General features: G+C 32.9%; 12 protein-coding genes. 6 read left to right on the top strand and 6 right to left on the bottom strand.

Features of this window, described 5'->3' with window-relative positions; translation table 11 throughout:
- The 6 genes from B8963_RS06885 to alaS form a co-directional block, all read right to left on the bottom strand.
- Positions 1-612, bottom strand: coding sequence for a DUF4230 domain-containing protein (locus tag B8963_RS06885; protein ID WP_084060652.1), 612 nt, complete (start codon positions 610-612; stop codon positions 1-3).
- A gap of 61 nt (positions 613-673) precedes the next feature.
- Positions 674-1,324: a response regulator gene (locus B8963_RS06880; RefSeq protein ID WP_084060651.1), complete on the bottom strand. Its 651-nt coding sequence runs from the start codon at positions 1,322-1,324 to the stop codon at positions 674-676.
- Positions 1,314-3,227 (bottom strand): ATP-binding protein, encoded by a 1,914-nt coding sequence (locus B8963_RS06875; RefSeq protein WP_159447282.1) that lies wholly within the window; start codon positions 3,225-3,227, stop codon positions 1,314-1,316. Before B8963_RS06875 ends, B8963_RS06880 begins: the two co-directional genes overlap by 11 nt.
- A 421-nt stretch (positions 3,228-3,648) precedes the next feature.
- Positions 3,649-4,701 (bottom strand): hypothetical protein, encoded by a 1,053-nt coding sequence (locus B8963_RS06865; RefSeq protein WP_084060648.1) that lies wholly within the window; start codon positions 4,699-4,701, stop codon positions 3,649-3,651.
- Positions 4,702-4,782: 81 nt separating this feature from the next.
- Complete coding sequence (locus tag B8963_RS06860; RefSeq protein ID WP_084060647.1) at positions 4,783-5,739, bottom strand: GSCFA domain-containing protein; 957 nt, start codon at positions 5,737-5,739, stop codon at positions 4,783-4,785.
- Positions 5,740-5,946: 207 nt separating this feature from the next.
- Positions 5,947-8,562 carry an alanine--tRNA ligase gene (alaS, locus tag B8963_RS06855; protein ID WP_084060646.1) on the bottom strand — a complete coding sequence of 872 codons (2,616 nt, stop codon included), beginning with the start codon at positions 8,560-8,562 and terminating at the stop codon, positions 5,947-5,949.
- Between the two features lie 218 nt (positions 8,563-8,780).
- Here alaS and B8963_RS06850 point away from each other — a divergent pair, with 218 nt between their 5' ends.
- The 6 genes from B8963_RS06850 (at position 8,781) to B8963_RS06825 (ending at position 12,438) form a co-directional block, all read left to right on the top strand.
- Complete coding sequence (locus B8963_RS06850; RefSeq protein ID WP_084060645.1) at positions 8,781-9,758, top strand: M23 family metallopeptidase; 978 nt, start codon at positions 8,781-8,783, stop codon at positions 9,756-9,758.
- Entirely contained in the window at positions 9,758-10,087 is a 330-nt protein-coding gene (locus B8963_RS06845) for a MerR family transcriptional regulator (RefSeq protein WP_084060644.1), read from the top strand. The genes B8963_RS06850 and B8963_RS06845 overlap by 1 nt, the downstream gene beginning before the upstream one ends.
- A 24-nt stretch (positions 10,088-10,111) precedes the next feature.
- A complete protein-coding gene (locus B8963_RS06840; protein ID WP_084060643.1) occupies positions 10,112-10,711 on the top strand; it encodes a LemA family protein in 600 nt (199 codons plus the stop codon).
- 8 nt (positions 10,712-10,719) lie between these two features.
- The gene (locus tag B8963_RS06835; protein ID WP_084060642.1) at positions 10,720-11,157 is read left to right on the top strand and encodes a TPM domain-containing protein; all 438 of its coding nucleotides are present in this window, start codon (positions 10,720-10,722) and stop codon (positions 11,155-11,157) included.
- Complete coding sequence (locus B8963_RS06830) at positions 11,138-11,923, top strand: TPM domain-containing protein (protein WP_084060641.1); 786 nt, start codon at positions 11,138-11,140, stop codon at positions 11,921-11,923. The genes B8963_RS06835 and B8963_RS06830 overlap by 20 nt, the downstream gene beginning before the upstream one ends.
- A 101-nt stretch (positions 11,924-12,024) precedes the next feature.
- Entirely contained in the window at positions 12,025-12,438 is a 414-nt protein-coding gene (locus B8963_RS06825; protein WP_084060640.1) for a hypothetical protein, read from the top strand.
- The last annotated feature ends 4 nt before the right edge of the window (positions 12,439-12,442 follow it).

The following is a 12,442-nucleotide window of genomic DNA, read 5'->3' as shown; positions in this document are numbered from 1 at the left end:
TTATCCTTTAATTAATTGCGGTAAATTTTCTTTTACCGCTTCACCCTTATATTCTAATGTCCAACCCATAGAATTGGTTAGAATGTAAAATTTAGATAATTCGCTTAAAAGACGATTCTCTGCATTACTTTTTAATGTAGAACCCTCTACTTTCTTTAGTAATGATGCTCGAACATTCCTTTTTATCTTATTATAATCATCCGCTGTAAACTCATTAAAATAATCCGAAGTTATATCGTAATATTCATAATCAGGATTCAGTTTTATTTCTGGCTCTGGAATACTTTTTATGATTAAGGTTTTGCTTTTTTCATCAATCTTAAAATCAATTTTACTAAGGTCATAGGCTATGGTAACATCTGCATTTACCACCACTAAGGCCTTTTTATCAGCCGTAAAAAGTGGTCCGAAAAATTGTTGCGAATCTTTGTAATTATATACTTCGGAAAAATGCCCTTCAGTTACTATTAATTTTGAAACGTTCTCTATTTGCTGCTGTATTAGCATAGAGTTTTCTTTTAGTATTGACTTATCTTTTGAACTATCTGAACAAGAACGAAAGATAAAAACAAGTGCCAATGTAATTACAGCACCAATGAGGATGTTTTTCATGCGACTAATTTTCAAAGCATTTTCTAAATGAAAATAGCTTAACCAAAAGTATTGTTTTTTATCAAATTAAATTGATTCTTTTAGCCTTTTGTATGGCTTCTAATTTGCTGTGCACTTGTAGTTTTGCGTAAATATTTTCAATATGCTTGCGAACGGTACTTGGTGATAAAAACAAGTTATCTGCTATTTTTGTATAGCTAAGTCCATTACTTAATTGTTCTAAAACCTCTGCCTCTCTATTGGTTAAGGATACTTGCTCTTGTTCTGCAATACTTTTTAAATCTATTGGATTGCGAAGAAGTTTAAGGGTTCTTAATGCTATAGATGGGGTCATTGCTGCCCCTCCGTTCATTGTGTCAATAATCCCTTTATAAAGATTTTCTGGATCTACATCTTTCAATAAATAACCATCAGCACCTGCCTTAATTGCATTAAAAATATTCTCGTCATTATCAAAAACCGTTAAAATCACAATCTTTATCTGAGGATATTTTTTCTTTATCTTTTCTGTAGCGTCCACACCATTTAAAAATGGCATTTCTATATCCATCAAGACTAAATCTATAAGATGATCCTCATTAATTTTCTCCAAACATTCTTTTCCGTTTACGGCCTTCCATTTAATAACAATATCATTAAAAAAACCTAGCTTTTCTTCTACGGCTCTCAATAAAAAGGAATTATCCTCGACTATGGCTATCTTAGTTTTCATAATCTTGATTAACAGGTATTTTAAATTCCACAGAGGTTCCGTGTCCTATTTGAGATTTTAAATTCAAAACCCCATTCATATCTTCTACCCGCTTTTTTATATTGGCCATTCCATTACCAATGGCCATTTTAGCTGGGTTAAATCCGCCTCCATTATCTGTAATTTCTACATGAAAATAATCTATAGATTTGTTGATGCTTACTTCTATTTTATCTGTTTTGTTATGGCTATTTATAAAAGCATATTTTAATGCATTATTCACCGATTCTTGAATAACTCTGTACAAATTTATTCCTTCAATAGCTGTAAAAGTATAGTTGGATTCTATCTCGGAATCAACATCAAAATCAAATTTAATTTTCTCTGAAACCTTATTAGCGGTCATGATAAAGTTGTTTATTCTATTTTGAAGATCTTCAAAAGTGATACTTTCTTTATTCATAGCCCAAATAGTATCGCGCAATTCATTTATAGTTGTTTTTGTAAAAACCCCTAAATCACCTAATTTATCCTTTATCACGGATTCTCCCGATTTTAGGCCATAGCGTAACGTATCTATAGTAGAAATTATAAAAGTTAGTTGACTGCCGATATTATCGTGTAAATCTCTTGAAATACGAAGTCGTTGTTCTTGTAATCGATTTTGAGTTTCAATCTGCACCAAAGCTGTTTTTAACTCTCCCTCCTTTACCAATTGTTTATTTTTAAGCTTTTGTCGTCCGTTTAACAAATACCCTATTAATCCTAATAAAAAAGCAAGACCTAAAACGCTATAAATAATGTAATTTTTCTTGTTTAGTTCTAATTGATTTTCAGCAAGCTTAGCCTTTTGAACTGAAAGTTCCTTTTCTTTCTTCGCTGATTGATATTTAGATTCTAATTCTAGAATGGATTTAGTTTTCTCAATTTGAAATAAGGCTTCTTTTTTTTCTATATATTCTTGTTGGGTGGTGTAGGCTATTTCAAAATTGCCTTCTTTAAAATATATTTCTGAAAGAAGCTTGAGTGCATTTATTTCAAATTCTTTAAAATCCTTTTCTTGGATGGTAATAAGTGCCAATTGCAATTCGCTTATAGCCTTAGTATAGCGTTTAAAATTTGATTGATTCTTAGCATATCCAATTCTGGTATTTGCCAATTCATAATCATTACCATCATTAATAAAGAGTTCTATAGCTTTTTCATAAGATTTTTCGGCCTTCTCAAAATGCCCAAGACTATCTTGCGCAACCGCAATATTATTTAGCATATAAGGAACATATCGTGTATATCCTAATTCCTGATACCCTTGAGCAGCATTTTCAGCATAGGTTATTGCCTCTTGAAATTTTTTCAATCGCAAATAAACCGATCCAATATTCCCTGTGGTTACGGTAATACCAAATACATTATTACTGTTTTTATAAATAGCTAAAGCTTGCTGATAATAGTGTAAGACTTTATCATAATCTTCTTGCTTTTTATAAACAATACCAATGTTGCTTAGTACCATTGGTACTAATTTCTGATCATTCCCATTATTCTCGTAAATACGTAAAGCTTTAAAATAATTTTCTAAAGAAGCCTCGAAATTGCCTAATTCATCATTAATAATTCCTAAATTATTTAAGGTATTTCCAATGGCAATACTATCGCCAATACCTTTATTTATTTTCAGGCTTTTTTTGTGATAATACATAGCACTGTCATAAACAGCATTGGCTTGAAAAGCACTTGCCATGCTATTAAAAGCTGCAGCATTTAACTTTTCATCCCCAAGCAATTCAGCAACTTTAAAAGCCTTTTTGGCATACCATAAGGCACTGTCTACTTGTATATTTCTGTATTGCCACGATATTTCGTTTAAGGTTAAGACAAGTGCTTCTCCTTTTTGTTGTTTTGAAACTGTAATCAAACTATCCAATGAAGTCGCTTGACCACAAAGTGAGAATGCAAAAAAAAGAAAAATCGGGAGGAGAGCGTATTTTTTTGGCATTGCGTTAGTATGCATTAATATATCTAATTTACTCGAAATTTTGAATATTTAAGGCATCATTTAAATTATACTTTTGAAAATCGTAAACAGTCAATTTCGCTATTCGTTTTTTAGCTTTAAGATGATGAGTATTTAAATGTAGCGCGTATTCCTTTACAATTTTCTGATGGCTACGTTTAATTTTTAGGGATTCAAGAACAAATATAAAACGTATAAAAAGCGCCAATAAAACCGTAATAAAAAAAATAACAGTAGTGCCCTCCATACTATAATTCTTTAAAAATTATTTATAATAAAATGTCGAAGTGTATTCAATCACTTCGACATTTTACATTATTTAGATCCGCAATTATTTACCTAAAACATTACTTGTATGGTATTCTAAGAATTTTCTACCCGCTAAATACATACCTTCCGCATACTTTTTACCGTCTGGCTCTAACCATTTAGTAGTTTCACTATAATTATCGCCTCTAATAGAAACAATAGGATTTAATAACGTAGCCGTAGCTTGAGTTTGTGTAGAATACGCCGTTATCTTATCTTTTTCTAACACGCCCTCTATTTCTAAATCAGATTTTATTCCTCCAGAATATATTGATTCTGGACTACCTCCTATTTTTAGTTTTCCACGAGTAAAATTCACATAACTAGAAAGGCCAACGGCTTGTTTAGATTTGTCAAACATACTCGTAATACCTGAAGATGTTTTTTCATCGGTAATCGTGTACAAATTGGCCAATCTGTAATTAACAAAGAGTTTTACTTTCGCTTGGTTTCCAATATTCCAATCATTCCCTTCCGCTGAAAAAATATACAATAAAGAGGCATCTGCTATTAATGCATCGTCTAAATCTTGCGATAAGTTCTGTGCAGTTTTATCAAATCCGCCTAGTTTAGAAGAGAAAGCATTTCTATCTTTATAGTAGTATGCATATCCTGTAGGAATTACAGCAATAATACCTGTCATGTCTGTTTCGTAAATAGCAGGGCCAACAGCCTTTTCCCAACCTTTATATGTATCAGTTTTTCCTGCTTCTTCTGATGAAATAATTTCGTATCCTTTATTTTTAAAATCTGCTATAAATTCGGAGTATAGTTGATCTGCTTTGGCTTGGATTGCCTCTTTATCTAAAGTTAATAAACCTACTGCTGCTTTGGCTTTGGCTGCATTTTTAACAGTTCTACCAAAACCACCTGCTTTTTTTTCATCTACTGCCTCTTTATAAATTTCAAAATTAATGGTAAAACTAGCAACATACATTTTCTTTGAACCGTCTGTTACGTTCTTTGCTTTATAACCCCCGTCAAGTGGTTTAAACTCACCTAGCGTCTGCGCTTGAGTAGTGGTCAACGAAAAAAGAAATGCTGCGAATAGTAAAAATTGAAGTTTTGTTTTCATAAAATTTTAGGTTTAAATTGATTTATACCAAAACTCTATAAAAACTACATGCCAGTAAATAAGGCAATTGCCCTATTTTGATTAAAATTTTATAAAAGGAAAAGTTTTTTGAAGCGAATGAATTTTTTCCTCAAGGGTTTTTAAAAATTTTTGATGATTTTCAGCATCAGGATTAAAAGGTTTATGCGCCAATGCCTTTTGAATTGCTTCAACATTAGCCATAGTAGGAATTGCTTTTCCGCTAATCCAAACATCAACAAATTTTTCCCAAATATATTGAATAGCAGTTGTATTTGGGTGCACCAAATCTTCCGCATAAAACCTATAATCGCGAAGTTCGTCCATCATGATTTCATAGCTCGGAAAATAGCACTCCTTTTTCGACAAAGACGAAATATCTACAATATGTTGTAAAGCCGTGATTAAATGCGATTTACTCAATTGATTTTCAACAAAACCATCTTTTAAATGACGAACAGGAGAAACCGTGAAAATAAAATGAGCATTTTTATTTATAGATTGAATATGCTCAATGGTAGCCATCAGACTATTTTGAATCTGATCTATACCAAGTAATTTTTTAACAAATTCCTTTTGAGGAACTTTATGGCAGTTCGCAACTACTTGCCCTATTTCTTTTATTTCATATATCCAAGCAGTGCCTAGAGTAATTACAATATGCGACGCACATTCAAGCTGTTTTTTGGTTTTTTCTAAAGCTGGATTTAAGTTTTGTAACAACAACTCTTTTGATACCGCAGATAAATCAGAATGCGCATCATAGCATTGCCATTTATCATTTAAAAAAAACACATCTTTTTCTGTGTATACCGTTTGATGTATTGCTCTAGAAACCAACTTTTCAATGGCCAAGGGATGAAACAAAATTCCAAACGGATTTTGAACCGTTTGAAATTTATAATACGCTAATTTGTCTCCAATATTTTCTACAAAACAAGACCCAAGCAGCAGTAACTGACTATTATAGTCAATTTGATTATTTGCTTTTGCTAAAGGAATTTGTGTTTGGAGTTTCAAATTTCCGGTATTAGGTATTAGTTGATAATGTTTATTTTTGAACTAAATTCTGTTCAAGTGATTGATATTTAAATTATTATAAAATATCAATTGCATCGAGAACCATATTAATCTTTATGATTCTCAATACAATTTTTCTTCAGTTCAATCAGTAAAATCACTAAAGCAGATATTCCGAAATTTTACCTTAGAAAAAAGCAACACAGTTTATACTACGTAACTTTTTGCATTATTTAATGCTTCAGCTATTCCACCAGGATTTTTACCACCCGCTGTGGCAAAGAATGGTTGTCCACCTCCACCACCCTGGATGTGCTTTCCTAATTCACGCACTACAGTAACCGCACTTAAATCCTTATTAGCCACTAATTCTTTAGAAATATAGCAAGATAACAATGCCTTATCTTCATTTTCAGCTGCTAACAACAAGAATAAATTGTCTTTATTGCTTCCCATTTCAAAAGATAAATCTTTAATGCCTGCAGCATCTAAATCTACTTTTTTTGCAAGAAAATCTATTCCGTTAATAGTTTCAATTTCATTTAATAAGTCGCCTATTAAATTTTTTGCTTTATCTCTTAAAAGAGATTCTATTTCTTTTTTAAGTTTGGCGTTTTCCTCTTGCAACGACGTCACCATTTTAACAGGATCGTTCGTATTATTCAATAAATCTTTCACCTCAGATAAGGTCTTATTACTTTCAAAATAAAACTCCTTTGCTGCATCTGAAGTAATTGCTTCTATTCTGCGAATACCTGAGGCAACTGCACCTTCAGATTTAATTTTAAAATGCCAAATATCTCCGGTTGCTTTTACATGGGTTCCCCCACATAACTCTATAGATTGTCCAAAACGAATGGTGCGTACCGCATCGCCATATTTTTCTCCAAATAATGCCATTGCTCCTTGCTCAATGGCTTTTTGCATAGGCACATTTCTACCTTCTTCTAATGGCAAGTTTCCATCAATTCGTGCATTTACAAAATTCTCTACAGCTTTCAGCTCGTCTGTTGTTAATTTAGAAAAGTGAGAAAAATCAAATCTTAAATATTTAGAATGCACTGCAGATCCTTTTTGTTCTACATGGGTTCCTAATATTTCTCTTAATGCTTGGTGCAATAAATGGGTAGCTGTATGGTTCGCTTCTGTTCTACGACGTTGCTTTTCATCAACAACTGCTTTAAAAGTTTCTGCTGTGTTTTTTGGTAAATTCTTAGCAAAATGAATAATCTCGTTATTCTCTTTTTTAGTATCTAAAATGTAAATAACATCGCCATTTGCAGCTTCTAGATAACCTTTATCTCCTACTTGACCACCACCTTCAGGATAAAAAGGAGTTAAATTAAATACCAATTGATATTGTTCTCCATCTTTTTTTGAAGTTACTTTTCTATACTTAACCAATTTTACGTTGGTTTCTAAAAGATCATAACCAACAAATTCTTGTTCTAAATCTTTAGATAATACTGTCCAATCTTCTTTTGAAATTTCTGAAGCCGATCGTGAACGATCTTTTTGTTCCTGCATAGCAACATCAAATCCCTTTTCATCTAATGTTAAACCGCGCTCTTGTAAAATAAGTGCCGTTAAATCTATTGGAAAACCATACGTATCATATAATTCAAATGCCTTTCTACCATCAATTTGGTTTCCTTTATTGTTAGAAATGATGGTATCTAATAAAACTAACCCTTGATCTAATGTTTTTAAGAAAGAGTGTTCTTCTTCTTTAATAACATTCTCTATTAATTGTTTTTGACTTTTTAATTCTGGAAACGCTTTACCCATAGTATCGCTAAGCACATTTACCAAGCGAAACATAAAAGGTTCTTTAGTATCTAAAAAGGTAAAACCATAGCGAATAGCTCTACGCAAAATTCTACGAATAACATAGCCAGCCCCCGTATTACTTGGTAATTGCCCATCTGCTATAGAAAAAGAAACGGCACGAATGTGGTCTGCAATTACGCGAATGGCAATATTAACTTTCTCGTCTTTACCATACGAACTGTTCGTAATCGTTTCAATCTCACGAATAATTGGGGTAAAAACATCGGTGTCATAATTAGATTGTACGCCTTGCATAACCATACACAAGCGTTCAAACCCCATTCCAGTATCTACATGTTTAGCGGGTAATGATTCTAACTGTCCATTAGCTTTACGATTGTATTGCATAAAAACTAAGTTCCAAATTTCTACCACTTGTGGATGGTCATTATTTACTAATGAGGCACCTGAAATTTTTGCTTTTTCTGCCGCAGACCTTATATCCACATGTATTTCGGAACAAGGACCACAAGGGCCTTGATCACCCATTTCCCAAAAATTATCTTTCTTATTTCCGAAAAGAATTTGACTTTCTGGCACTATTTCTTTCCATAAATTTAGTGCTTCGACATCCTTTTCTAAATTGTCTGCATCATTGCTTCCTTCAAAAACAGTAACATACAAAGTGTCTCTATCAATACCACAAACTTCAGTTAAAAACTCCCAAGCCCAAGCAATAGCTTCCTTTTTAAAGTAATCACCAAAGCTCCAATTTCCTAACATTTCGAACATGGTATGGTGGTACGTATCTTTACCAACTTCCTCTAAATCATTATGCTTTCCACTTACGCGTAAACATTTTTGTGTATCGGCTATACGGGCATATTTAGGTTCTGTATTACCTAAAAAGAATTCTTTAAACTGATTCATTCCAGCATTGGTAAACATTAAGGTAGGATCGTCCTTAATAACCATTGGTGCCGAAGCGACTATTTTATGCTGTTTCTTTTTAAAAAATTCTAAAAACTCTGACCGTATCTCTTGAGATTTCATTTGTATTTGTTTAATGCTTTTAAATGCAAGCTAATATTAGTTACTTTATCTAAAGTTTTCAAAAAATTGTAACATTTTACTTTTTTTCTAGTCTAACAGAAGAACCATTTTATGGACAAAAACTTAAGCTTTTGATAAATTTAACGGTTTGTGCAAAACTATTTTTATATTTGTTTGTTACCTTAATTTGAGAGCACAAAAATAGGATAAATCCATTTATGTCTAAAGTAAAATATTATTACGATCCAGATACGCTTTCGTATCGCAAAATAGAACCTAAAAAATCTAGAAAATACAGAAATATAAGTCTGTTTTTACTAGGTTCATTTTTATTTGGATTATTAGGATTGACTATACTTTTAAACACCAGTTTTATTAATACTCCCAAAGAGCTATCGTTACAGCGCGATGTGCGTAATTACGAGTTGCAGTTTGAGTTGTTAAATAAGAAAATGGAACAAGTAGAACAAGTATTAGCCAATATAGAAGATCGAGATAACAATATTTACCGTTTATATTTTGAAGCAAATCCAATTCCAAATGAACAACGAAAAGCTGGTTTTGGTGGTGTTAACCGTTATAAATCATTAGAAGGATTTAATAATTCTGAAATGATTATTGCCACAACCAAACGTATGGATATCATTCAGAAAGAAATGGTAGTACAATCAAAATCACTAGATGAAATTACCAAACTAGCAGCAGAAAAAGAAAAGCTTTTAGCAGCAATTCCGGCAATACAGCCTATCAGCAATGAAGATCTTACACGAATGGCTTCTGGTTACGGTTGGCGTTCTGACCCATTTACAAAAGCTAGAAAAATGCACTGGGGAATGGATTTTACCTCTCCTAAGGGAACCCCAATATATGCTACTGGCGATGGTAAAGTAACTAGAGCCGATAGTAATTCTTCTGGTTATGGTAATCATATTAGAATAGACCATGGTTTTGGTTATGTAAGCTTGTATGCTCATTTAAGCAAATACAATGTTACGGCTGGCCGAATGGTTAAACGTGGCGATTTAATAGGATTTGTTGGAAGCACAGGAAGATCCGAGGCCCCGCATTTACACTACGAAATTTTTAAAGACGGCGAACGTATTAACCCTATAAATTTCTATTATGGAAGTTTAACCGCCGAAGAATTCGAAAATATGTTGAAAACAGCAAGTCAAGAAAACCAATCTCTGGATTAATGCACATAGAGCTACCTGAAAAACGATATTATGGAATTGGCGAAATCGCCAAAGCGTTTAACGTAAATACATCGTTAATAAGATTCTGGGAAAAAGAATTTGATGTTTTACAACCTAAGAAAAATGCCAAAGGCAATCGTAAGTTTACGCCACAAGATGTGAAAAACTTACAATTAATTTTTCATTTGGTAAAAGAACGCGGTTTTACTCTTGATGGTGCGAAAACACATTTAAAAGAGAATAAAAGCCAAACGCTATCAACTTTTGATATCATTCAAAAATTAGAAGGTGTAAAAGCAGAGTTAATAAAAATTAAAAATCAATTATAACACAAACCAAAAAACACTAATAAAATGAAAAAAGGACTAATAGGGATTATTGTAGTAATTGCTGTAATGGCCATTCTAGGAATGTGGTATGTAAATACTAACAATACACTAGTAAATATGAAGGGACAAGCTACGAAGCAATGGGCTAATGTTGAAAGTTCATATCAAAGACGTAGTGATCTTATAGGCAATTTAGTAAAAACAGTGCAAGGTGCCGCAGATTTTGAAAAAGGTACACTAACCGCAGTGATTGAAGCACGCGCAAAAGCTACCTCAACGACTATTGATGCCAATAATTTAACGCCAGAAAAAATGGCGGCATTCCAAGATGCACAAAGCGGATTAACAGGTGCACTTAGCAAACTTATGGTTGTTGTAGAACGTTATCCAGAACTAAAAGCCAATCAAAATTTTTTAGACTTACAATCCCAATTAGAAGGTACCGAAAACCGAATTAATGTTGAGAGAAATAGATTTAACGATTTAGCTGGCGAATACAACATTAAAATAGCGCAAATACCTACCAATATTATTGCTAGTATCGCTAATTTTGACGCAATGTCATTGTTTTCTGCAAACGCAGGTGCTGAAAATGCTCCTGATGTGAATTTTGATTTTAAATAGAATTTTAAATGTCTAAAGTTGAAGATTTTTTAACAGCTGCAGAAGAACAAGAAATTGTTCTGGCTATTATTGAGGCTGAAAAAAATACTTCAGGTGAAATTCGCGTTCATATTGAAGCTCATTCAAAAATTGAGCCTTTTAAAAGAGCTCAAGAAGTTTTTCATTTTCTAAAAATGGATAACACCAAAGAAGAAAATGGCGTACTCATATATGTTGCTGTTCATGACAAAAAATTTGTTATTTATGGCGATCGAGGAATCAATAATGTTGTGCCTAAAAATTTCTGGAACACCACTAAAGATGCTATTGAGCAGCAGTTTAAACAAAATAATTTTAAACAAGGAATAATCGATGGGGTGCTAAAAGCGGGCAAAGAGCTTGAAAATCACTTCCCTTGGCAACATAACGATACTAATGAACTTAGCAATGAAGTATCTAAAGGGTAGTCTTTTAATTCTGTTTTTATGCGTTTATGCATTTGGGATTTCACAATTTAAAATTCCTGACAAACCTAGCTTGCAAAAAGGTGTATACGACTACATAAATTTACTTTCGGATACCCAAGAAACTAGCTTAACCCAAAAATTAAAAAAATACGCTGATAGCACCTCAACACAAATTGTGGTCGTTATCATAAGCTCTACCGAAGGCGAGGAAATTAACTTTTTAGGAGCACAATGGGGACAAAAATGGGGTATTGGCCAGGCTAATGAAGATAATGGTGTTTTATTAATCTTAGCTAAAGACGATAGAAAAGTAGCCATTAATACTGGGTACGGAGTTGAAGGATCACTTACTGATGCGATGTCTAAGCGAATTATAGAACAAGTAATTATCCCTGAGTTTAAAACAGGCGATTATTATGCTGGTTTAGATCGTGGTGCAGATGCCATTTTTAGTGTTTTAATGGGAGAATTTAAAGAAGACCGCAACTTCAATAACAATTCTTTTCCTTTTGAAAGCATCTTCCCTTTTATAATTTTTATTATCATCATTATTATCCTCTCCAACAAAAACCGAAGAAACGGTGGAGGAAACAGAGGTAATAGATCTGGTGGTTTTGATATTTGGGACGCCATTATTCTCAGCAATATGGGTCGTGGCGGAAGCAGCTCTGGAGGATTTGGCGGAGGCAGTTCTGGTGGCGGAGGCTTTGGTGGCGGATTCGGCGGCGGCGGATTTGGAGGCGGTGGAGCTTCTGGAGGATGGTAACAACCTAATAGTTAAAAAGCAACCATTCGTTAAAAAATACATCTTAAGATAAAATTGTCTTGCTAAAGTATCTTTGCTTTCTTCCTATTTCTATTTTTTTAATGCAGTGCGAAAATGATGCTACTGAAGATTGTAGTGCAATAACGTGTTATGCTGAAAAAGTATATATTAGGTTAATTGATAAAAATACTAACGAAAATTTAGTAGCAAATAATACTTTTTCTGAAGGCGATATTAACATTGTAGACCAAAATGAAAACACAATTTCCTTTGAATCATTTTCTGAAACAGATGGTACTATAGCTATAATTATACCTAGTACCACATCTGAAACTTTCAATTATACTTTTCAAATTGGGACCGAAATTAATTTTAGCACCTTAATTGCAGTTGAAAAAATTGGAGAAGGCAATTATTGTTGCGGAATTGAAAAAGATATTGCGCAAATTACAATTATAGGTATCGATAATGAAATAGTCTATGAAACAAATACAATAACCATATTTGTACCTTAGAGGA

It is taken from the genome of Cellulophaga tyrosinoxydans, assembly GCF_900176415.1.
Classification (GTDB): Bacteria; Bacteroidota; Bacteroidia; order Flavobacteriales; family Flavobacteriaceae; genus Cellulophaga; species Cellulophaga tyrosinoxydans.
The sequence above is the reverse complement of the archived record's forward strand: the minus strand, read 5'-3'. Positions and strand labels throughout refer to the sequence as shown.

Excerpts from the sequence above, each read along its gene's own strand:
- B8963_RS06885 (WP_084060652.1), bottom strand. The coding sequence starts at position 612 with ATGAAAAACATCCTCATTGGTGCTGTAATTACATTGGCACTTGTTTTT.
- B8963_RS06880 (WP_084060651.1), bottom strand. The coding sequence starts at position 1,324 with ATGAAAACTAAGATAGCCATAGTCGAGGATAATTCCTTTTTATTGAGA.
- B8963_RS06865 (WP_084060648.1), bottom strand. The coding sequence starts at position 4,701 with ATGAAAACAAAACTTCAATTTTTACTATTCGCAGCATTTCTTTTTTCG.
- alaS (WP_084060646.1), bottom strand. The coding sequence starts at position 8,562 with ATGAAATCTCAAGAGATACGGTCAGAGTTTTTAGAATTTTTTAAAAAG.
- B8963_RS06850 (WP_084060645.1), top strand. The coding sequence starts at position 8,781 with ATGTCTAAAGTAAAATATTATTACGATCCAGATACGCTTTCGTATCGC.
- B8963_RS06845 (WP_084060644.1), top strand. The coding sequence starts at position 9,758 with ATGCACATAGAGCTACCTGAAAAACGATATTATGGAATTGGCGAAATC.
- B8963_RS06840 (WP_084060643.1), top strand. The coding sequence starts at position 10,112 with ATGAAAAAAGGACTAATAGGGATTATTGTAGTAATTGCTGTAATGGCC.
- B8963_RS06835 (WP_084060642.1), top strand. The coding sequence starts at position 10,720 with ATGTCTAAAGTTGAAGATTTTTTAACAGCTGCAGAAGAACAAGAAATT.
- B8963_RS06830 (WP_084060641.1), top strand. The coding sequence starts at position 11,138 with ATGAAGTATCTAAAGGGTAGTCTTTTAATTCTGTTTTTATGCGTTTAT.
- B8963_RS06825 (WP_084060640.1), top strand. The coding sequence starts at position 12,025 with ATGCAGTGCGAAAATGATGCTACTGAAGATTGTAGTGCAATAACGTGT.